Genomic DNA, 21,370 nt, shown 5'->3' with positions numbered 1-21,370 from the left:
TACCCGGGTCCGGAGGCGCTACCTTGCGTGACCACGTAGGGTCGGACGCCGGTCGGAAAGTCGGACAGAACGGGCGTCTCGCCGACGTGCGGGAGGCGTTGACACCGGTCAACGAATGGTTCCAGCATGTCGGCAGATCACTGGGCCTGCTGTGGCGGCGGTCGCTGCAGTTGCGCGTCATCGTCTCGACGCTCACCCTGTCGCTGATCGTCATCACGGTGCTGGGTGTCGTGCTGACCAGCCAGATCACCGACCGGCTGCTCGACGCGAAGATCAATGCCGGGGTCGAGGAGATGGACCGGGTCCGGAATACGGTCGAAACCCAGCTGGCCGGTGTCCACGACATCACCAGTCAGGAGCAGCGGCTGTCCGATGCCCGGGATTCGCTGTCCAACCGGCGCGATTCGCGGACCGGCGGCGCGGCGGGCAGTTTCGATTCGGCGCTGAGCATGATCGGCGGGACTCCCCAGCAGGTGATCACCGCCGGACCCATCAAAGAGGTGCCCGACGCGCTGCGCCGGTTCGTCCAGCGCAATCAGGTCAGCTACCAGTTCGCCACGGTCTCGGACCCGGACGGCTACCACGGTCGGGCGCTCATCATCGGCAGCCCCAGCGCCGAGGTGCCCACCCTGGAGATCTATCTGATCTTCCCGCTGGCCAACGAGGAACGCAGTCTGGCGCTGATGCGCGGGACCATGCTGGTCGGCGGCGTGGTGCTGCTGATCCTGCTGGCCGCCATCACGGCGCTGGTGACCCGGCAGGTGGTTTTGCCGATCCGGTCGGCCGCCCGGATCGCCGGCCGGTTCGCCGACGGCCGGCTCAAGGAACGCATGCTGGTGCGCGGCGACGACGATATCGCCCGGCTGGCGAAAGCGTTCAACGAAATGGCCGAGAGCCTGTCGAACCAGATCAACCAGCTGGAGGAATTCGGCAATCTGCAGCGGCGCTTCACCTCCGATGTCAGCCACGAATTGCGTACCCCGCTGACCACGGTGCGGATGGCCGCCGATCTCATCCACGGCAGCAGCGACGATCTCGATCCCGCACTGGCCCGCAGCGCCGAACTACTGGTCACCGAACTGGACCGGTTCGAAGGCCTGCTCAACGATCTGCTGGAGATCTCGCGCCACGATGCCGGTGTCGCCGAGCTCCAGGTGGAATCGCTGGATGTGCGGATGTGCGTCCGCGCGGCCATCTCCACGGTGCGGCATCTGGCCCGTGATGCCGGGATCGAGGTGGTCATCGATCTGCCCGAGGAGCCGGTGGTCGCCGAGGTCGATCCGCGCCGGGTGGAGCGAGTACTGCGCAATCTGCTCGCCAACGCGATCGACCACAGTGAGGGCAAACCCGTCCTGATCCGGATGCGCGGCGATACCGAAGCCAACGCCCTGGCAGTGGTGGTGCGGGACCAGGGTGTCGGTCTGCGGCCGGGGGAGGAGAAACTGGTGTTCAGCAGGTTCTGGCGGTCCGATCCTTCGCGGATGCGCCGGTCCGGTGGGACCGGGCTCGGCTTGTCGATCAGCGTCGAGGACGCCAACCTGCACGACGGCAAACTCGAGGCGTGGGGACGGCCCGGGGTCGGCGCGAGTTTCCGGCTGACCCTGCCGCTGATCCGCGGCCAGAAGCTGGGCAAGAGCCCGCTGCCGCTGGAGCCCGGTATGCGCCGGGCGCCGCGGCGGCCGCACTCGGAGAGCGAGCGGGCCGGCGGCGAACGGGTGGAACTCGGCCCGCCGGTCACCGAAACCGAACCGTGGGCGCCCCTGCCCGCGGCACCCGCCGAGCCGGAGACGGGCAGTCCGGAACCGGAAACCCCGGCGCCGGCAGGTGCGGCGACCGGCACGCAGGGCACCGGTCCGGATTCCGCGCCGTCCGCCCAGGATCCGGATGCCCGACCGGGCGACGCAGCGCACCCGGAGCCACCCGGCCGGGTCGGTGGTCCGGTGCCCACCGACCGCGGAGACCAGAAGTCATGAGCGCACGCAGGCGGTGGTTCCGGCAGTTGGTGGTGGCGGCCGCGGTGGTCGGCCTGGCCGCCACGGGCGGTTGCGCGAATCTGCCCGATTCCTCGCAACCCCAGGCGCTCGGCACGATCAATCAGGAACCGACCGCCGAAGGCCCTCCCGCTCCGACCCAGGGGCGGGACCCGGATCTGCTGCTCCGCGATTTCCTACAGGCCACCGCCGATCCCGCCGACGGCCATCTCGCCGCCCGTCAGTACATGACCCCCGCCGCGTCGACCCAGTGGAACGATGCCGACTCGACCGTGATCGTGGAGCGCGCGGATACGCTGCGCGAATCGCGTACCGAGAACGAAGCGACCTACGTACTGCGCGCGCGCAAGGTCGGCGAGCTCTCCGCGGACGGGTCGTACCACGCGGTGGACGGGATCATCGAGAACAAGATCGAGATGACGCGGATCGACGGCGAATGGCGTATCGACGAACTGCCCGACGGCGTGGTGATGGAGTACAGCGCCTTCACCCAGTCCTATCGGCGGCACGCCCTGTACTTCGTCACCGCCGACGGCCAGCATGTGGCGCCGGATCTGCGCTGGGTCGCGGGGCGCCCGGACGAGCTGGCGCAGCAACTGGTGACCAAGCTGATCTCGGGCCCGCAGCCGTATATCGCTCCGGTTGTCCGCAATTACCTGGCCCCGCCCGTCGCGGTGCGCGGGACCGTCACCAAGGCCAACGGTGATCCCGTGGGCGTCGGCGTGGGCCTGGGCGGGGTACGGATCGACTTCACCGGAATAGGCGAGCTGAACCCGCGCGACCGTGAATTGTTCGCGGCCCAGGTGGTGCTCACCCTCGCGGGCGCCGATGTGCTCGGCCCCTACATGCTGCTCGACGACGGCCGGCCGCTGGACGAGCGGTTCGCCGGGAACGGCTGGTCGCTCGACGATCTGGGGCCGCTCGCCGATTCCGTGCAACCGGACGCCCTGATCGGACTGCACGCGCTGCGGGAGGGCAAGCTGGTCAAGGTCGAGGACAATCGCGCCCCGGCCCCTGCCCCGGGCTACTTCGGTGATGTGCAGAACCTGCAGTCGGTGGGTCTGTCACCGGACGGGAAGCTGGTGGCCGCCGTCGCCGACGCCGGCCGTCAGCCGCCGCAGCCGCAACGCACGCTGATGGTGGGCAGCTACGGAGGTAACGCGTTCCCGGTCGCGGAGGGCGGGGCCATCACCCGCCCGTCCTGGACCGCCGACGGCAGCGCGGCCTGGGCGGTCATCGACGGAAATCGGGTGATCCGCGCGGTCACCAACCGAGATACCGGCACTGTCTCGGTCCAGGAGGTGGACACCGCCCAGCTGTTCGCCCCGGATTCCGGGCCTACCTTCGAACTGCCCATCACCGAACTGCGAATCTCCCGTAACGGCGTCGGCGCGGTGTTGATCGCCGACGGCAAGGTGTACGTCGCCATGGTGCTGCGCCGGCCGGACGGGACCTTCGCGCTCACCGCACCGCGGCAGATCGCCATGGAACTCAGTACCGCCGCGACCTCGGTCGACTGGTTCAGCGACGATACGGTCATCCTGGCCACCGCGGGCAATGTGGATCCGGTCCGGACGGTGAAGATCGACGGCTCCGGAATGGCCTCGCTGGGCGGCCGCAACCTCACTCCGCCGGTCCGCCAGGTCACCGCCTCCATCGAACGCCAGTACGTCGCCGATTCCCGCGCGGTACTGGAATTCACCCGCACACCCGAAGGCGGCGACCCGTACTGGCGCGAGGTTCCCGGTCTCGGCGCGGACGCCGTCCCGGTGCTCCCCGGCTGACTCCCGGCGCCGTGTCGGTGCCCACCGGCACACTGCGCGCATGCGGACACTGCTGGATCTGGTCGTACCACCGGAATGCGGCGGTTGCCGCCGGCCCGGGACACCGTGGTGCGCCGAATGCGCGCGCAGCCTCTCCGGCCCGCCGATCCGGGTGTATCCCAGAGCCGATCCGGGAGTGCCGTGCTGGGCGCTGAGCCGCTATCGCGGCCCGGCGCGGCAGGCCGTCCTGGCGGCCAAGGAACGCAACCGGCGTGATCTCGCCGAGCCGCTGGGGCTCGCCCTCGCCGCGGGACTCGCCGAGTTGCGGGCCCCGGACCGGCCCTTGATACTTGTACCCTCGCCGAGCCGGCGGGCCGCGGCGCGGCGGCGCGGCGGCGACCCGGTGCTGCGATGCGCGCGGATCGCGGCCCGATCGCTGAGCGGTTGCCAGGTTCTGCCGTGTCTGCGAGTCTGGTGGGGAGTCCGCGATTCGGCCGGTCTGTCGGCGCGCGAGCGCGACCGCAATCTACGCGGGCGGGTGAGTGCTGCGCCGCTACCGTCCGACGCGGCGAACGCGCAGGTCGTCCTGGTCGACGACGTATTGACGACAGGTGCCACGGTATCCGCGTGCACCCGGGCCCTCGTTGCCGCAGGAACACACGCGGATGGCGTATTCGTGACGTGTGCCGGCTGAATCCGGGAAATTTGCGTGAATAGTGGCGAACCTCCGATCCTCGTACTAGCGTCGCGTGCACACACCCGATCCGGGAGTTTGGAGGTGGGCCTCGTACATCACGTGCCGGCCGACTGGATCCGACATGGCCGGCACCGTTTCATCCCGCCGCATGCGACGACAAGTGTGCGGCCGAATCCGGGAGGTACGCGTGACGACTACTTCACGACCTTCAGTTCAGGACACAGCCCAGACGCAGCTGGACGACCAGCTGGACCGACCGCGGGACACCCGGGCGGATATCGTCGTCAAGGGCCGCAATGTCGAGGTTCCCGACCATTTCCGAATCTATGTGTCGGAGAAGCTGTCCCGGCTGGAACGCTTCGATCCATCGATTTTCCTCTTCGACGTGGAACTCTTCCACGAGCGCAACCGTCGTCAACGCAAAAACTGCCAGCGGGTGGAGATCACCGCGCGCGGCAAGGGCCCGATCGTCCGCGCCGAGGCCTGCGCGGACAGTTTCTACGCCGCATTCGAGGCCGTGACCGCCAAACTGGAGAGCCGGCTGCGCCGCACGAAGGACCGCCGCCGCGTCCACTACGGCGAGAAGACTCCGGTCTCGGTACACGACGCCACCGCCGATCTGGCGGATGACGCGCAGCTCGGCGACCTCTCCGGAATTCCGCACGATCACTCTCCGCACAGCCGGAAGCGGTCCGATTTCGCGGCCGATTACCCCGAATACGAGGGGCCCGGGCATATCGTGCGCACCAAGGTGCACTCGGCGATCCCGATGACGGTCGACGACGCCCTCTACCAAATGGAATTGGTGGGCCACGATTTCTTCCTGTTCCAGGACAAGGAAACCGATCGGCCGTCGGTGGTCTATCGCCGGCATGCCTTCGATTACGGCCTGATCCGGCTCGCCTAGCCGACAGCTCGGCCGACCGGTCCGCACCATGGGCCGGTCGGCTTCATTGTTCCCGGCCCGCGGGGGTGTACCGCTCTTCGTGGATCGCGGCGTGTAGCGGACGCCGGTCACGCCAGCCGAATCGCTCCAGGTCCGGCGCCTGCTGGAATTCGGCCACCGGGCCGATACAGAGCCAGGCGACCGGCCGGACGCCCGCGGGCAGGTCCATGAGATCGGTGAGGAAGGCCTCGTCGTAGAACGACACCCATCCCACCCCCACCCGCTCGGCGGTAGCCGCCAGCCAAAGGTTCTGGACCGCGAGAATCGTGGAGTACAGGCCGGTTTCGGGTACCGTCGCCCGGCCCAGTACCTGTGGCCCTCCCCGCGCGTCGTCGTGGACGACCACGATGCCGGTGCCGCTCTCCTCGATCCCCTCGATCTTGATGGGCGCGAACGTCCGGGCCCGGTCGGCGGGCAGCGAACGCGCGAAGTCGCGCCGCCGCTCGGCCACATGGGCAGCGAACGTCCGCAATGTCGCCCGATTGCGGATGATCACGAAATCCCAGGGCTGCGAATTACCGACGCTGGGGGCGCAGTGCGCCGCCCCGAGGATCCGCCACAGTGTGGTGTCGTCGATGGGTTCCCCGGTGAACTCCGCCCGCACATCCCGGCGGGTCCGGATGGCTTCGTAAACGCTCATCTCCGCTGCACACACGACACTATTGTGCTATCCGGGGCAGGGAGGTGTGTATTGGCGCCCCTGCGACGCGCGGTGGGTCGTCCATAGAGTGCGACCGTTGAGCACCTTCGGCCACGAGACGCGACAGGCCGACCGAATGCCGACCCACCTCGAAGGGTTGAGGCCCGTCTCGCCGTTTCGGCCTCGAAAGCGCATGAGCCGAAGGCTCGAGTCTCGAGGCCGAAACGGCGAGACCAAGGGGGCCTCGACCCCGCGGCGCCGGAGGCGCCGCCAAAAACACAGATCAGCCCGCCAGGGCGACCGAGCGGCGGCGGAGCCGCCGCCGGCCTTCGGCGATCGCCGTGCGCAGGCCCCGGCGCTTTCCGGTGACGGGATCGAACGTGGACACCGCCTGCCCGTCGAATTTCCGTTCCGAGGCCGTTTCGGGGGCGTCGTCGGCGGTGTGGCGAAGGTATTTGTTGGGCAGCGCCAGTTTCAGGATGGTGCGCCAAGCCTTGAAGTACTGCACCGGCAGCGAGCCGGTGGTGTACGGCAGGTCGTATTTGTCGCACAGCTCGCGCACCCGGACCGCGACCTCGGCGTAGCGGTTACTGGGCAGATCGGGGAAGAGGTGATGCTCGATCTGGTGGCTGAGATTGCCGGTCATGAAGTGGATGAGCTTGCCGCCGGAGATATTGGCGCTGCCCAGCATCTGCCGCAGGTACCACTGGGCCTGGGTTTCGTTGTCGATATCGGCCTTGGTGAATTTCTCGGCACCGTCGGGGAAGTGTCCGCAGAAGATGACCGCGTTGGACCAGACATTGCGGATCACGTTAGCCGTGAGATTGGCGGTGAGGGTGTGGAAGAACGAGGGCCCGGTCAGCAACGGGTAGACGACGTAGTCCTTGAGTGCCTGTTTCTTGACCTTGGCCAGGACCTCGTCGACCTTGCGGTCGAATTCCGCCCGTTCCTGGCTGCCCGGCGCGAACTTTCCGGCGGCCAGTTTCCCGAGTTCGAGGTGCTGGATCGCGACGCCGTATTCGAACAGCGACTGCAGCACCAGGTTGTAGACCGGGTTACCGATATTGAACGGCTTCCAGCGCTGATCGCGCGTGACCCGGAGCAGGCCGTAGCCGATATCGTCGTCCATGCCCAGGACGTTGGTGTACTTGTGGTGCAGATAGTTGTGGGTGTGCTTCCAGTGCTTGGACGGGCCCGCGTTGTCCCATTCCCAGTGGGTGGAGTGGATCTCCGGATCGTTCATCCAGTCCCACTGACCGTGCATCACATTGTGCCCGATCTCCATGTTCTCGATGATCTTGGCGGTGCCCAGCAACGCCACGCCGGCCAACCAGGCCGGGGGCAGGAAACTGGCGAACAGGACCGTCCGGCCGCTGATCTCGAGCGCGCGCTGGAGCCTGATGACATTGCGAATGTATCGGGCATCGCGCTCGCCCCGGGTCGATTCGATGTCCCGGCGAATCGCGTCGAATTCGGCTCCGAGAGCCTCCACATCCGCCTCGGTGAGATGCGCGTATTCCTTGACATCCGAGATAGCCATGGCGGCTACCCTACCGTAAGTTACGACACCGTAGGTTTGGGGATATGCGTAAAAAATGTGGTGTGCGCCCTATTGCGCGTCCCAAAGCCGAATGATAGGCCGGGCGAAACAGCGCAAGCGTGCGTCACACTCGGGCCCCGGTGTGGATAATCGTCCGCTGTGGCGGCCGTGTTACACCCGCCACGCGATGATTTCTACGGAATCGGACGCGTCGCTCAGGCCGAGTAGGAGCGCTGCGATTTTCGCAGTGCGTGCCGGGCCCGCCGGAGCAGATCCTTCTCCTGCCGGGCCTTGGCCCGCAGGCTGCGCTCGGCGCTGCGCAGCATTTCCTTTTCCTGCTCGGCTTTGGCGCGCAGCGCGATTTTTGCCTCGTGCAACGCCCATCGCAGGCCGCGGCGCTTACCGGTGGCCGGGTCGATACTCCACGGCCGGTTCTCCGGCCCCGCGTGCACAGTGACTCCGGCGAACTTGCGTTCGGAGGAGGTCTCCGGCGCATCGTCGGCGGTACGCCGCAGGAATCGGTCGGGCAGGGCGAGCTTGTGAATGGTGCGGAAGGCGAGCAGATATTGCTTGCCCAGCGATCCGGTGGTGTAGGGCAGATCGTATTTCTCGCAGAGGTCGCGCACGCCGGCCGCGACCTCGGGGTAGCGGTTGCTGGGCAGATCCGGGAAGAGATGGTGTTCGATCTGGTAGCTCAGATTGCCGCTCATGAAACCCATGACCGGACCGGCGGAGAAGTTCGCGCTGCCGAGCATCTGCCGCAGATACCATTCACCGGGCGTCTCGCCCTCGAGTTGTTCCTCGGTGAACTTCTCCGCGCCGTCGGGGAAATGGCCGCAGAAGATCACCGCATAGGCCCACAGATTGCGGACCAGGTTCGCGGTGGCGTTCGCCTTCAAGGTCGACATGAAGGCGGGCCCGGTGACCGCAGGATAGAGCAGGAAATCCTTGGCCACCTGCCGGGCGATCTTGCGGCCGAACATTTTGTTCGGTTCGGAGAAGACCTGGGTACGCGGTGTTCCGGACAGCTCCTTCTCGATCGCCCAATCGTGCAGGGCGATGCCCCATTCGAACGCCGCGGCCAAGATGATATTGGCGATCGGCTGCACCAGGTGCACCGGCCGCCACGGTTCGTCTCGGGTCATCCGCAAGATGCCGAAACCGAGATCCTCATCCTTGCCCAGCACGTTGGTGTAGGTGTGATGGGAGTAATTGTGCGCCCGCCGCCATTGCGCCGACGGGCCGGTCATATCCCATTCCCAGTTCGTGGAGTGGATCTCCGGATCGTTCATCCAGTCCCACTGACCGTGGCTGATGTTGTGGCCCAGCTCCATATTCTCGATGATCTTGGCGACCGACAGCATGGCGGTGCCGGTTACCCAGGCCCAGCGGTTGCGGCTACCGAACAGTACGGCGCGGGCGGCCAGTTCCAGCCCGCGCTGCGCGGCGATGGTGCGCCGGATGTAGCGCGCGTCCCGCTCGCCCAGGGATTGCTCGACCGACCGGCGGATCGTGTCGAGCTCTTGCCCCAGCATCTCCACATCTTCGGCCGTCAGGTGGGCAAAGGCTCTGATGTCGGTGATGGCCACCGGCGTCCCTTCTGTAAGCGCTGTCTGCGAAGACGAGATCGGAACAGGCGTACCTCCGCCATCGCTCCGGCTGTGCGTTCTTATGTGGACACTCCGCCCACAAGACCGGTCCGTGTCGGACCCGGGCAGAAACCGGACGAGGGTTTCGGAAATCTTCCCGGAATGGGAAGCAACCTGTGTTCACCTCGAGCGTACCGCTAGGTGCCGATTGCCGGGTGAACGTCTCCGGTCACACTTCCAGTGTGCAATCACCCGCCGCGGCGGAGATGCACGTCTGTACCTTCTCTCCTTCGAACCGCTCCGTGCCGTTGCGCAGATCGCGGGCATGTCCCGAGCTCAAGGTGACCACGCAGGTCTGGCAGATACCCATCCGGCAGCCGAACGGCAGCTGAACACCGGCGGATTCACCGGCCTCCAGCAGGGTGGTGGCGCCGTCCACGGTGACCGTGCGGCCGCTCTTGCCGAAGGTGACGGTGCCGCCCTCGGTGGTCGCCGACCGCTCCACCTCGAACCGTTCCACGTGCAGCGCCGATTCGAGACCGGCCTCCTGCCAGTGTTTCTCGACCTCGTCGAGCATGCCCAGGGGACCGCAGGCCCAGGCCTGGCGCTCCCGCCAATCGGGATAGAGCTCGTCCAGGGCGGCGGTGGCGAACTTGCCCTTCTCGCCGGTGAGGTGGATATGGGAGACGAATCCGGGATGCCGCGCGTGCAAGGCGTCGAGTTCGGCGGCGAACATCACGTCCTCGGCGGTCCGCGCCGAATGGATGTGCACCACGTCGGTCACCGCGGCGCGGCGATCGAGGGCGCGCAGCATCGACATGACCGGGGTGATGCCCGACCCGGCGGTCAGGAACAGCACCTTCGGCGGCGGCGGGGACGGCAGTACGAACGCGCCCTGCGGGGCGGCCAGCCGGACGATCGTCCCGGCCGACACCCCGTTGACCAGGTGGCTGGACAAGAAACCCTCCGGCATGGCCTTCACCGTGATGGCGATGACCTTCTTGCCGTAGCGGGGGTCGTCCCAGTCGGGCGGGCTGGTGAGCGAATAGGACCGCCAGTGCCAGCGACCCTCCACCAGGATCCCGATACCGATGTACTGCCCGGGTTCGTACCGGAAGTCGAAACCCCAGCCGGGTTTGATCACCAGCGTCGCCGAATCGGCGGTCTCCTTGCGGACGTCGACGACCCGGCCGCGCAGTTCCCGCGCCGACCACAGCGGGTTGGCCAGATGTAGATAGTCGTCGGGCAGCAGGGGCGTGGTGACCCGCGCCACCGCCCCTCGCAGCAGATTCAGTTTGCCGCCGCGTTCGGCGATACCGGCCGCCGGTGCCTCCAGCCAGTTCTTGACACCGCGCACCGTCATCGCGTTCGGTTTCCTGCCCATTTGCGCTGTTCTTCTCCTGTGGTCTCCGCGCCCGGGGCGCGCCGTGGCACCAGGTTACGGCATCGTAGGTTGTCGCGGGAGCCCAGGTGAACGGCGTCGGCGGACCCGGTTGCGGCTCACAGCGAGCGACCGCGCCGGCGGTCCCCGGTCACAAGCGCGGGCTCAGAGCAGCTCGACGAGGAACGGCAGCTCCTGGGTGGCGTACCAGGCCAGTTGATGGTCCTCGGCGTCGCCCAGGATGAACTCGGCGTCCTCGTCGCCGAGGTCGGCGGCATCGACATTGTCGACCGCCTCGGCCACCGCCGGTTCGGCCTCGGCGAGGTCCAGATGAACCGACGCGATCCGCTCGTACTCGATCGGCCCGTCCAGTTTCACCACCGCGTCGTCCAGGTCCGGGCGCAGGGTCGCGCCCTCCACATCCACCGCGATGACCGCGCGGCGGTACATCGGGGTGGTGGAACCGTGGACCTCCTCGGCCAGCAGCCGCAGTGCCGCGCGCGCGGCCTCGGCCATGGCGACCTCGGCCAGTTCTTCGTCGTCGCCCGAGGCATACGCCTCGCGGAGCGCGGGCGTGAGCGCGAAAGCCGTCCCGCCGACCGCGTGCAGCACGCGTTTGTCCACGAGCTCGCGCAGCATCGGCACGGTGGCCGGCACGTACACGCGCATGGTCTTGCGGTCAGAGGCAGGCACCGAGTAACTCCTCCATCGATTCGGGCACCGACGCGGCCAGCACTCCGATATCGGCCATCGCCTCGCGGTCGGCGTTGAGTCCGTAGCAGACCCGCCCGTCATAGGACGTGATCCCGATACTCGTCGCCTGGTTGCGCAGCAGTGGCGAAACCGGGTACATCTCCAGCATCCGCGCGCCGCCGATGAACATAGGCGTCTGCGGGCCCGGCGCGTTGGTGATCACCAGATTGAACGTATGGTCTGCGAACGTACTCGCCGCCCGCACACTCATCGCGTGCAGGCTGGCCGGAGCGAACCCGGCGAGGTGTACCAGGGTCGAGGCCCGCACGCCGTGCCGGCCGCGGGCGTCCTCGGCGGTGGCATGGGCGATATGGGACAGCCGCATGACCGGACTGGGCTCACCGACCGGCAGGTCGATCAGGAACGGGGTGATCCCGCTGGGCAGTGTGCGCCCGGTGCCCGGCTCCCCGCTGTAGCCCGACATGGGCACGACCGCGCGCAGCACGCTCGATTCGGTCAGGCCCTTGTTCCGCGACAGCAGCCAGTTGCGCAGCGCGCCGGTGACCACGGCCAGCACGGCATCGTTGATCGTGCAGCCGGCCTGCTGGTGCACCCGTTTGTAGCCGTCGAGCTCGGTGACCGCGACGGTGAACCTGCGCTGCCGGGAGGTGCGCGCGTTGATGGGGCTGTTCGGCATGCTGCTGGTCGCGGACCGCACCGCCGACACCGCGCCGCCGAGTGTGCGGCTCGCCGTGCCGATCAGCCCGGCGGTACCCGCCGCGACCTCCTGTAGGACCTCCACTGCCGAACCGGGCTGGGCCGCCAGATGCCCGAGTGCGCCCAGCAGAAGATTCGCATCGCTGGGTTCTCGGCCCGGTAACCAGGCGTCGTCGGCGACTTCTCGCGGGGACTCGGCATCGTCCGCGATGACGTGCCCTATCTCCAGCGCGGCCTGACCGTCCACCAGGGCGGCGTGGGATTTGGTGTAGATCGCGCACCGCCCGCCGCCCAATCCCTCGATCAGGTACATCTCCCACAGTGGGCGGCCGGGGTCCAGCTGCCGCGAACCGAGCCGGGCGACCAGTTCGAAGAGTTGCTCGTCGCTGCCCGGCGACGGTAGCGCGGAACGCCGTATGTGGTAGGTGATGTCGAAATGACTGTGCTCGACCCAGACCGGGCGCCCCAGCGACAGCGGGATCTCGCGCACTTTGCGGCGATACCGGGGCACCAGCGGCAGGCGTGACTCGACCAGATCGACCAGCGCCTGGTAGTCGAGGATCGGCTCGCCGTCGTCGCCGGTGTTGTCGAGAACGGCCAGTGACCCGATGTGTACCGGGTGGGTGGTCGATTCCAGCCGGAAGAAGTCCGCGTCCTGCGGTGTCAGCTTCGCTATCACCCTGGTGTCTGCCCCTTCGGAGTCAGGAATCCGGTCTCCATTGTGACCAGGTAGTACCTGTTCCCGCACCATTGTGTGTGATATTCCGATATGTAATTCGAAGGCTTGCGCACGGGCTCGAGGTGATATACCCGGCGCGGGCCCGGCCGGCCGGCGAATGTCGAACGAGGCACACTGGCCGGGTACACGGCGGCGCCTACCATGGGAGCCGCATTACCATGAAGCAAGCTGCGGCTTCGTGGCCCGTCGCCGGGCCGTGCGCCGCCGACATCGGAGCCGAAACCGACCCAGAGGACTGACGAGACCCGTGCCTGCGCTGACACTGACGAGGTTGCTACGTTTTGGTGAGGGTCGCATGGTCAAGCGCCTCTCCCATCTCGCCGACGAGGTGATCGGACTCGAGGGCGACTACGAGGACCTCACCGATACCGAGCTGCGTGCCAAGACCGATGAATTCCGCGAGCGCTATGCTGACGGAGAATCGCTGGACGACCTGCTGCTCGAGGCTTTCGCGGTGGCGCGTGAGGCCTCGTGGCGGGTGCTGCAGCAGAAGCACTACAAAGTGCAGATCATGGGTGGCGCGGCGCTGCATCTGGGCAATATCGCCGAGATGAAGACCGGTGAGGGCAAAACCCTGACCTCGGTGCTACCGGCCTATCTGAACGCGATCGGCGGCGATGGCGTCCACATCGTCACCACCAACGACTACCTGGCCAAACGTGACTCCGAGTGGATGGGCCGGGTACACCGCTTCCTGGGGCTCGAGGTGGGCGCGATCCTGTCCGGGATGACGCCGCCGCAGCGGCGCGCGGCCTACGGCGCCGATATCACCTACGGCACCAACAACGAATTCGGTTTCGACTACCTGCGCGACAATATGACGCATTCGCTGGACGATCTGGTTCAGCGCGGCCACAATTTCGCCGTGGTCGACGAGGTCGACTCGATTCTGATCGACGAGGCGCGTACTCCGCTCATCATCTCCGGCCCCGCGGACGCCTCCAGCAAGTGGTATGCCGAATTCGCCCGAATTGCACCGCTTCTCAAAAAGGATCTCCACTACGAGGTCGATATCAAGAAACGCACCATCGGCGTGCACGAAGCCGGTGTGGAATTCGTCGAGGACCAGCTCGGTATCGACAATCTCTACGAGGCCGCCAACTCCCCCCTGGTGAGCTACCTGAACAACTCCGTGAAAGCCAAGGAGCTCTACACCAAGGACAAGGACTACATCGTCCGCGACGGTGAGGTGATCATCGTCGACGAGTTCACCGGGCGCATCCTGGTCGGCCGCCGCTACAACGAGGGCATGCACCAGGCGATCGAGGCCAAGGAAGGCGTCGAGATCCAGCCGGAGAACCAGACCCTGGCCACCATCACGCTGCAGAACTACTTCCGCCTCTACGACAAGCTCTCCGGGATGACCGGTACCGCCGAGACCGAGGCGGCCGAGCTGCACCAGATCTACAGCCTGGGCGTCATCCCGATCCCGACCAACAAGCCGCCGATCCGTATCGACCAGGCCGATCTGATCTACAAGACCGAAGAGGCCAAGTTCAACGCCGTGGTCGACGACGTGGTGGAACGTCACCAGGCGGGCCAGCCGGTGTTGATCGGTACCACCAGCGTGGACCGTTCGGAGTATCTGTCCAAGCAGCTCACCAAGCGCGGTGTCCCGCACAATGTGCTGAACGCGAAGTTCCACGAGAAGGAAGCGCAGATCATCGCGGAGGCGGGCCGCCCCGGCACGGTGACCGTCGCGACGAATATGGCCGGCCGCGGTACCGATATCGTGCTCGGCGGCAACCCCGACATCATCACCGACACCCTGCTGCGCCAGCAGGGCCTGGATCCGGTGAACACCCCCGAGGAATATCAGGCCAACTGGTTCCACGCGCTGGAGAAGGTGAAGAAGCAGGTCGCCGAGGACGCCGAGGCGGTGAAGGAGGCCGGCGGTCTCTACGTGCTCGGTACCGAGCGCCACGACTCCCGGCGTATCGACAACCAGCTGCGCGGCCGGTCCGGCCGCCAGGGCGACCCGGGTGAATCGCGGTTCTACCTGTCGCTCGGCGACGAGCTCATGCGCCGTTTCAACGGCGCGGCGCTGGAGTCGATCATGACCCGGCTCAACCTCCCCGACGATGTGCCGATCGAGGCGAAGATGGTCTCCAAGGCCATCAAGAGCGCGCAGACCCAGGTCGAGCAGCAGAACTTCGAGATCCGCAAGAACGTGCTCAAGTACGACGAGGTGATGAACCAGCAGCGCACCGTCATCTACGAGGAGCGCAACCAGATCCTGCGCGGCGAGGATATGGAGGGCCAGGTCCAGAGCATGATCACCGATGTGATCACCGCCTACGTGGACGGCGCCACCGCCGAGGGCTATGTGGAGGACTGGGATCTCGACAAGCTGTGGGGCGCGCTGAAGACGCTCTATCCGGTGAGCCTGAACCACCGCGACATCACCGGTGAGACCGAGGTCGGCGAGGCCGGGGAGATCACCCGCGAGGATCTGCTCGAAACCCTCCTCGACGACGCGCACGCCGCCTACGAGCAGCGCGAGTCCGAGATCGACGGCCTGGCCGGCGAGGGCAGTATGCGCACCCTGGAACGTCAGGTGCTGCTGTCGGTGCTGGACCGGAAGTGGCGCGAGCATCTCTACGAGATGGACTACCTGAAGGAAGGCATCGGCCTGCGCGCGATGGCCCAGCGCGATCCGCTGGTGGAATACCAGCGCGAGGGTTTCGATATGTTCGCCAACATGCTCGAGGGGTTGAAGGAGGACGCCGTCGGCATCCTGTTCAACGTCCAGGTGGAGGTTCAGCAGCCGCAACCCGACGGTGTCCAGGTGGGCCAGGGTCTGCGTTCCCCGATCGGCTCGCAGCCGGTGCCGCCGGAGAGCCAGTACCCCACCGAGAAGCTGCCGATCATCAACGGTGCGCCGCCCGCGCTGCGTGCCCGCGGTATCGACGATTCGGGCCCGCGGGGTCTGAGCTACTCGGGGCCGGACGAGGGCGGTCGCGCCGCGGTGCACAGCGATGCGGAGGAGTACGGCTCCGATGGGCCGACCCAGGGCACCCGGCGGGAACGCCGGGAGGCGGCCCGGGCGCAGACGAAACAGGGCCGGGGTCCCAAGACCCGTCGTAAGCACTGAGTTCGAAAACAGGCGGCGCCGCTCCCGGATACCGGGAGCGGCGCCGTCGTGTCGGCGGGGTATCGGAAATGCCGTGCGGGTTGCCGCTCAGCCCAGCACGGTGTGCTGCGGGCAGTAGGTACCGACCGCGGCTTCCAGGAACAAGTAGGGGTACTCCACGAACGGCCGTGCTTCCTCGGCGAGATAGGTGCGGTTCGCCGGGGTGTTGCCGGAGGTGCCGAGGTAATCGCACTGGGCGTGCGCGAGGGCGATCGCCGCGTCCTGGAGTTGGCGGGTTTCGTCGTCGAACGCACTGGCGCGGAGGAATTCTCGGTCGGTGAAGGGTAGCTGCGCGACGGAATCGTCCTTGCCCGCCGGGCTGTGCACACCCGCCGAGCCCGGCCGCGAGACGCCGGGAGGGTGTGCCGAGGCACTGGAGAAGCTGCCGAACACGAGCGCGGCCGTGACCGCGCCGATGGCCAGAATTTTGAGCATCGTTCCTTCTGTGTTCGTTGGTGCGGGACGGGATGGTGGAGCAGCGGGGCCCGCCACGACGGCTCGGGCCCGGACGGTCGCGCCGACGTCTCGGCGTCGTCTCGGCCGAATAACTTCGGTGCGCGCCGCATATTAACGCGGCGCGAAGCCGGCGGATTGCTGATTCGCCGTGCGTCGCCGAACATCCCATCAATTTGCGTGATCGCGTTACGGGAATATGCGTTGACCAGGTGCGTTCCGATGTACGCGTGGGTCCCCGGGCCGGGCCGGACGAGGTGCATGTTTGTACTCGGCTCGAGGCAAAGGGTTCGCAGCCGCGTTCGCGGACCGCACGATATCCGGGCAGCGCAACCACATCACAAGGGACAGAACCCATGCCAGTACGCCCGGATACGACACGGAGTCACCGACGGCCGCGGGCCGTCGCGTGCGTTGCGGCGGTCACCGCCCTGCTGATGATGCTGTGTGCGTGTGGAGCGGGCGGCGAGGCCGCGCGCACGGCCGACGGGAAGACCATCCTGCGCTATCAGGGCTGGGCCGGGAAGGTGGGGTTCCACGAACTGGCCGCCGACCTCGGCTACTTCGACAAGATCCAGCTGGAGTGGGTCGGCGATACCACCAGCGGTCCGCAGGATATCCAGTCGGCGGCCACCGGCGAGATCGAATTCGGGTCGGCGTTCAACGGTGCCGTCGTCAAGCTCAACGCGGCCGGCGCGCCCATCACCTCGGTGCTCAGCTCCTACGGTGCCGACGCGCACGAGTACACCGGGTACTACGTGCTGGAGAACAGCCCGATCCGGTCGGCCCGCGACCTGATCGGCAAGAAGATCGGGATGAACACCCTCGGTGCGCATCACGAATTCCTCACCCGGGAATGGCTGGCCCAGCAGGGACTCACCCCGGACGAGCTCGAGTCGGTGCAGCTGGTGGTGGTACCGCCGGTGAACACCGAGCAGGCGCTGCGCGAGGGGCAGATCGATGTCGCCACGTTGAATTCGATCCAGCGGGAGAGCGCCCTCGAACGGGGCGGTATCCGGGCCCTGTTCACCGACCGGGACCTGTTCGGCGCGTTCGGTTACGGCACGTACGTGATGCGCGACGATTTCATCGCCGCCAACCCCGAGGCGGTGCGCGATTTCGTCCAGGGCACCGCGCGGGCCATCCGCTGGACCCAGGTCCATCCGCGGGAAGAGGTGGTGGCCCGCTTCCTGGACATCATCCACAAGCGGGGTCGCACGGAGAGCGCCGAACCCGTGAAGTACTGGCGCAGTTCCGGGATCCCGGTACCGGGCGCGGTGATCGCCGAACGCGAACTACAGATCTGGATCGACTGGCTGGTCCGCAACGGCGAACTCGACGAGGGCAAGCTCGCGGCCCGCGACCTCTACACCAACGAGTACAACCCGTACGCCAACGGCACCTATCCCGCCGACAGCGACCCCGACGGACAAGCTCTGGCCGGTACGAAATGAGCACCGGGCCCGGGGTCCGCCCGGATCGGGTGACCGAGAGTTCCCGATTCGCGGCCGGTGGGCCGAACGCCCTGGTCGACAACCGCACCCAAGACCTCGCCGACGGCGAGGCCCTGGGTGCCGGTCTGTCCCAGGGACGGCAGATCCGCCGCGCGCGCTACTCCTCGTGTTCCAGGTTCCGGTCCAACCGCAGGAGCACCTCGGCGACCTGGTCCTGGGTCCATTCGATCATTCGTTTGGTGCCCATCCCGGTCGCTACCTCCACGTCCTGGTTCATCGGGATCACATAGCGTCCGTCGTCGGGCAGATCCCGCCAGCGCATCCCCATATCGACCCGACCGCGCGGACCGAACATGGAGCGGCCTTGGAAGACCTGGATCTTCCCGGCCGCGGTCGCGGGTGCGGCGAGAAAGGCCGCGCCACGGTAGGCCTCGTCGTCCTCGGCTTCGTCATCGTCGGAGATCAGCGGGACATACGGCCGGGTATCCGGTGCGGTCGCCGGATCGACCAGCGTGATCTGCGGCATCCGGCCGGCCGTGGCCTCCGGCAGCTCGGCCAGCACCGATTCGGCAAGGGCATGCGGATCGCAGGCGGTCACATCGAAACCGCTGCTGTGCCAGACGGTTTCACCGGGACGTTGGGAGATCACGAAACCCCGCGCCCGCTGCCGGACCGCGTGCACCCGGATCCAGCCGGTGGGCTCCTCGGGGTCCTGATCGTTCCAGGCCTTCGCCGTGATGGTGACATCCGGACGCGAGATGGCATCGGCCATCGCGTAGAGATCGGAATCGTCGCGGTCGTGCAGCGCGCGCAGCGTTGCGGCCTTCTCGATGCGGTAATCCGCGGCGAGCCTGGTCCGGCTGGTGTAGGTGAACGGTTCAGGTAACCCGCCCTGGCGGAATTCCTCACACAGCACGACGAATTCCAGGTCGGTCAATTCCCAGGTACGGATCACTGTTCGATCACCGGGCGCACCTTGGACGGCGTGTCCTCGAAGACCTCGTCCAGATTCTCGCGGGAGGTGAGGAACTCGGCCGGGGTGTGGTTACCGGTCTGCCCGGGCGTGGTGGCGGCGCCGGCTCCCGCACCCGGCGCGCCCATCATCGGCATACCCGGTGTTCCGCCCGGATTCGCGCCACCCGCGGACCCCGAGTATCCGGCGAGTTCGAGTCCCGGGCTGGGGAGGGAGGCCCGGGGGAAGGTGCTGTGGCCGGGTTCGGTCCCCGGATACGGGGCAAGGGCCGGGGGCCCTGGATCGCCGGTCGGCAGACCGGCTCCGCCGGGGACCCCGCCCGCCGGCTGGGTCGGCTCCGGCTCCAGCATCCCGCTCAAATGCTCCTGTAGCTGAGCCGGATCGAGCATCTGCGCGAACTCCGCCATGCCCGGCATCGTGCCGGCGCCGCTCAGGGAGAATGCCTGGATTCCCTGGGTCAGCATATTGATCAGCCGGTCCAGGGCGTTCTGGCTCTGGCCGGTGGGATCCCCGGCCGGTAGCGCGCCGGTATCCGTGCCGAGCAGGGCGGACAGCGCCGATTCCGGATCGGTTCCGGTCTCGTCCCCGGCGGGCAGCAAGCCTTCGGTTCCGGAGGGCACTGCCTCGTCGCCGAACAGTGTGGAGTCCGATCCGTACGGCGAGTCCTCGGAGTACAACTCCTCCAGCAGCGTGTCCTGCAATTCCTGCGGCATCTCCTCGACGGGGATGCCGGTGATCTTCGACAAGGCGTCTGCGAGGGTCGGGGGCTTGCCGTTCTGGCCGGTGATCGGGATGTTCTTCAGGGCGTCGGGCAGTAGCGATTTGGGAATGCCGGTGAGCTTGCCGAGTACATCGGCCGCTGTGGGGTTCTTCGGCATGGTGGTGCCGGCGCCCGGCGCCGGGACGCCCGTGATGGGTTCTCCACCGCTTTCGCCCTCGGTGGGTTGCTGGGAGGTATCCCCGGCCGGCTGGTCGCCGGAGCCGTACTCGGCCTGGTCGTAGCTGGGCACCCGGGGCGTCTCCTCGCCACCGCCCTGGTTGCCGCCTTGACCACTGCCCGCGCCCTGGCCTCGACTCCCGCCCTGGCCTTGACCGCTGCCTTGTCCTTGACCGCTGCCTTGACCCTGACCTTCGCCTTGACCGCTGCCCTGGCCTTGACCCTGACCGGCGCCCTGACCCTGACCTTGGCCACTGCCTGCGCCCTGGCCCTCACCCTCGCCCTGCCGGGAAGCGTCCTCGAAGCCTTGCTCGTACCCGTCGTCGTAGCCCTCGTCGTACGCCTCTTCGGGGGTCTGTCCGCTGCCGCTTCCGTGCCCGCTGCCGTTCCCGCTGCCGTTCCCGCTGCCGTTCCCGCTGCCGTTCCCGCTGCCGTTCCCGCTGCTGCCCTCGCCGCTTCCGCTTCCGCTTCCGCTGCCGTCACCGTTGCCGTCGCCATTATTCGGTGGCGGTCCGGGTTCGGCGATCGGCCCTTCGATCACCGGCATCTCCGCCAGGGTGTTCGTCATGCCGTTCGCGTAGTGCTTGACCCATTCCTCGCGATACCGCGTGAGCACCGTCTGCTCGACCGACAGACTGCGGAAGGTGAAATCGTGCCGTGGCATCGACAGTTGGGTGCGACGCAGCCATTCCGAGGTGTAGTGCAGGTTCTCGCTCATCGAGAACATCGAATTCCACAGTGGGCCGATGGAATTCACATAGTTCTTGGTCGCCGTCCGCGCCCGGTCCGCGGCCAGGCCGAGCCATTTGTCCTGGATTCCCTCGATCGCGCCGTCGAACTTCTCCAGTTCGGATTTCACATGGCCGGCCAGCCGCCACCACGCGAGGGCCGCGTTGTACGTATTCGTCACATCGCCGGGCAGATCACGGGCGAGTCCCCGGAAAGTGGTGAAGCCGAGCGAGGTGCTCTCCTCCAACCCGACGGTGTCCGGTGAGATCGACTCCTGGCGGCCCTCGTAGTTCGTGAGCTCGCTGGGCAGGCCGTAAGCGGGCTGCACATGGATATCGTCGTCTGTTCCTTCCCGGCCCGCGTCCTGCAATTTACCTATGGGCCGGGAAAGATCGTCGTATCGGGTATCGCCGGTGTCCAGGCTCAGATCCGGCGATGTGGGTTCGTAGGGAATGTGGAAGTCGGCGAGCTCGTCGAGCGCGAGGTTGTCCGCGTTCTCCGACTCCGTTCTGCGGTAGTACAGGCCGGCCTGAACGAACGCCTCACCCATTTCCCGGGCGATATTGACGTGATCCTGTAGCACCGTGTACAGGCGTTCGGCGCGCTGTTCGTATATTCCGGTGAGGTTGATACCCGAGGTCAGGAAATTCCCGGCGATGTTCACCATATCGTCGAGCTTCTCGTTCTGGATCGCCTCTCGCGCCCGCAGCAACTGGTCGACCAGGCGTTTGGCGGCTTTGGCGCCGGTAACCGCGGCGGTGGGGTCGAAATACAGCAGGTCTTGGGATGCCTCCTGTTTCAGACCGGCCCAGGTGCCGGGCTCTTGAACCATCGGAACTGACCTTCCCTCGGAAACCGGACCGCCGCGAAGCGCTCCACGCGTGCGTCCGGCGAGCGCGCCGAACACACCTCCGTATTACATCGGGGGACCGTAAATATCCCATGGCGCACAGGTGAATTCGATGCCATCTTGCCCTCGCGGCCCCGGCGGTGAT

At 67.0% G+C, this 21,370-nt stretch carries 15 protein-coding genes; 6 read left to right on the top strand and 9 right to left on the bottom strand.

Features of this window, described 5'->3' with window-relative positions:
- The first annotated feature begins 86 nt into the window (after window positions 1-86).
- The 4 genes from mtrB to hpf all read left to right on the top strand — a co-directional run bounded on the left by mtrB (window position 87) and on the right by hpf (window position 5,358).
- A complete protein-coding gene (gene mtrB / locus IG75_RS0123920) occupies window positions 87-1,973 on the top strand; it encodes an MtrAB system histidine kinase MtrB (RefSeq protein ID WP_081883043.1) in 1,887 nt (628 codons plus the stop codon).
- The gene (gene lpqB, locus IG75_RS0123915; protein WP_030523356.1) at window positions 1,970-3,775 is read left to right on the top strand and encodes an MtrAB system accessory lipoprotein LpqB; all 1,806 of its coding nucleotides are present in this window, start codon (window positions 1,970-1,972) and stop codon (window positions 3,773-3,775) included. Before mtrB ends, lpqB begins: the two co-directional genes overlap by 4 nt.
- Before the next feature lie 40 nt (window positions 3,776-3,815).
- Complete coding sequence (locus IG75_RS0123910) at window positions 3,816-4,448, top strand: ComF family protein (protein WP_030525957.1); 633 nt, start codon at window positions 3,816-3,818, stop codon at window positions 4,446-4,448.
- A gap of 190 nt (window positions 4,449-4,638) precedes the next feature.
- The gene (hpf, locus tag IG75_RS0123905) at window positions 4,639-5,358 is read left to right on the top strand and encodes a ribosome hibernation-promoting factor, HPF/YfiA family (RefSeq protein WP_030523358.1); all 720 of its coding nucleotides are present in this window, start codon (window positions 4,639-4,641) and stop codon (window positions 5,356-5,358) included.
- 43 nt (window positions 5,359-5,401) lie between these two features.
- Here hpf and bluB read toward each other — a convergent pair whose 3' ends face one another.
- From bluB to IG75_RS0123875, 6 genes are all read right to left on the bottom strand, one after another.
- The gene (gene bluB / locus IG75_RS0123900) at window positions 5,402-6,037 is read right to left on the bottom strand and encodes a 5,6-dimethylbenzimidazole synthase (RefSeq protein WP_030523359.1); all 636 of its coding nucleotides are present in this window, start codon (window positions 6,035-6,037) and stop codon (window positions 5,402-5,404) included.
- Between the two features lie 283 nt (window positions 6,038-6,320).
- A complete protein-coding gene (locus IG75_RS0123895) occupies window positions 6,321-7,577 on the bottom strand; it encodes a fatty acid desaturase family protein (RefSeq protein ID WP_030525956.1) in 1,257 nt (418 codons plus the stop codon).
- Window positions 7,578-7,792: 215 nt separating this feature from the next.
- Window positions 7,793-9,166 (bottom strand): fatty acid desaturase family protein, encoded by a 1,374-nt coding sequence (locus tag IG75_RS0123890; protein ID WP_051714860.1) that lies wholly within the window; start codon window positions 9,164-9,166, stop codon window positions 7,793-7,795.
- A 229-nt stretch (window positions 9,167-9,395) separates the two neighbouring features.
- On the bottom strand, window positions 9,396-10,550 hold the full coding sequence (locus tag IG75_RS0123885) for a ferredoxin reductase (RefSeq protein ID WP_373863766.1): 1,155 nt from the start codon (window positions 10,548-10,550) through the stop codon (window positions 9,396-9,398).
- Window positions 10,551-10,712: 162 nt separating this feature from the next.
- A complete protein-coding gene (locus IG75_RS0123880; RefSeq protein ID WP_030523363.1) occupies window positions 10,713-11,216 on the bottom strand; it encodes a DUF6912 family protein in 504 nt (167 codons plus the stop codon).
- Window positions 11,217-11,226: 10 nt separating this feature from the next.
- The gene (locus IG75_RS0123875; RefSeq protein WP_030523364.1) at window positions 11,227-12,636 is read right to left on the bottom strand and encodes a WS/DGAT/MGAT family O-acyltransferase; all 1,410 of its coding nucleotides are present in this window, start codon (window positions 12,634-12,636) and stop codon (window positions 11,227-11,229) included.
- A 307-nt stretch (window positions 12,637-12,943) separates the two neighbouring features.
- Here IG75_RS0123875 and secA point away from each other — a divergent pair, with 307 nt between their 5' ends.
- Complete coding sequence (secA, locus tag IG75_RS0123870; protein ID WP_030523365.1) at window positions 12,944-15,790, top strand: preprotein translocase subunit SecA; 2,847 nt, start codon at window positions 12,944-12,946, stop codon at window positions 15,788-15,790.
- A gap of 87 nt (window positions 15,791-15,877) precedes the next feature.
- Here the strand turns inward: secA and IG75_RS0123865 are convergent, their stop codons facing one another.
- Window positions 15,878-16,264 (bottom strand): DUF732 domain-containing protein, encoded by a 387-nt coding sequence (locus tag IG75_RS0123865; protein ID WP_030523366.1) that lies wholly within the window; start codon window positions 16,262-16,264, stop codon window positions 15,878-15,880.
- A 374-nt stretch (window positions 16,265-16,638) separates the two neighbouring features.
- Between IG75_RS0123865 and IG75_RS0123860 the strand changes: the two genes are divergently transcribed.
- Window positions 16,639-17,736 (top strand): ABC transporter substrate-binding protein, encoded by a 1,098-nt coding sequence (locus IG75_RS0123860; protein WP_030523367.1) that lies wholly within the window; start codon window positions 16,639-16,641, stop codon window positions 17,734-17,736.
- Between the two features lie 157 nt (window positions 17,737-17,893).
- Here the strand turns inward: IG75_RS0123860 and IG75_RS0123855 are convergent, their stop codons facing one another.
- Complete coding sequence (locus tag IG75_RS0123855) at window positions 17,894-18,691, bottom strand: ESX secretion-associated protein EspG (RefSeq protein WP_030523368.1); 798 nt, start codon at window positions 18,689-18,691, stop codon at window positions 17,894-17,896.
- Window positions 18,688-21,207: a hypothetical protein gene (locus IG75_RS39930; RefSeq protein ID WP_051714859.1), complete on the bottom strand. Its 2,520-nt coding sequence runs from the start codon at window positions 21,205-21,207 to the stop codon at window positions 18,688-18,690. The genes IG75_RS0123855 and IG75_RS39930 overlap by 4 nt, the downstream gene beginning before the upstream one ends.
- Window positions 21,208-21,370: the final 163 nt, after the last annotated feature.

Origin of the sequence: Nocardia rhamnosiphila NBRC 108938, from assembly GCF_000720425.1 — a bacterium.
GTDB lineage: Bacteria > Actinomycetota > Actinomycetes > Mycobacteriales > Mycobacteriaceae > Nocardia > Nocardia rhamnosiphila.
The sequence above is the reverse complement of the archived record's forward strand: the minus strand, read 5'-3'. Positions and strand labels throughout refer to the sequence as shown.

Excerpts from the sequence above, each read along its gene's own strand:
- lpqB (WP_030523356.1), top strand. The coding sequence starts at position 1,970 with ATGAGCGCACGCAGGCGGTGGTTCCGGCAGTTGGTGGTGGCGGCCGCG.
- IG75_RS0123910 (WP_030525957.1), top strand. The coding sequence starts at position 3,816 with ATGCGGACACTGCTGGATCTGGTCGTACCACCGGAATGCGGCGGTTGC.
- bluB (WP_030523359.1), bottom strand. The coding sequence starts at position 6,037 with ATGAGCGTTTACGAAGCCATCCGGACCCGCCGGGATGTGCGGGCGGAG.
- IG75_RS0123895 (WP_030525956.1), bottom strand. The coding sequence starts at position 7,577 with ATGGCTATCTCGGATGTCAAGGAATACGCGCATCTCACCGAGGCGGAT.
- IG75_RS0123885 (WP_373863766.1), bottom strand. The coding sequence starts at position 10,550 with ATGGGCAGGAAACCGAACGCGATGACGGTGCGCGGTGTCAAGAACTGG.
- IG75_RS0123880 (WP_030523363.1), bottom strand. The coding sequence starts at position 11,216 with ATGCGCGTGTACGTGCCGGCCACCGTGCCGATGCTGCGCGAGCTCGTG.
- IG75_RS0123865 (WP_030523366.1), bottom strand. The coding sequence starts at position 16,264 with ATGCTCAAAATTCTGGCCATCGGCGCGGTCACGGCCGCGCTCGTGTTC.
- IG75_RS0123860 (WP_030523367.1), top strand. The coding sequence starts at position 16,639 with ATGCCAGTACGCCCGGATACGACACGGAGTCACCGACGGCCGCGGGCC.
- IG75_RS39930 (WP_051714859.1), bottom strand. The coding sequence starts at position 21,207 with ATGGTTCAAGAGCCCGGCACCTGGGCCGGTCTGAAACAGGAGGCATCC.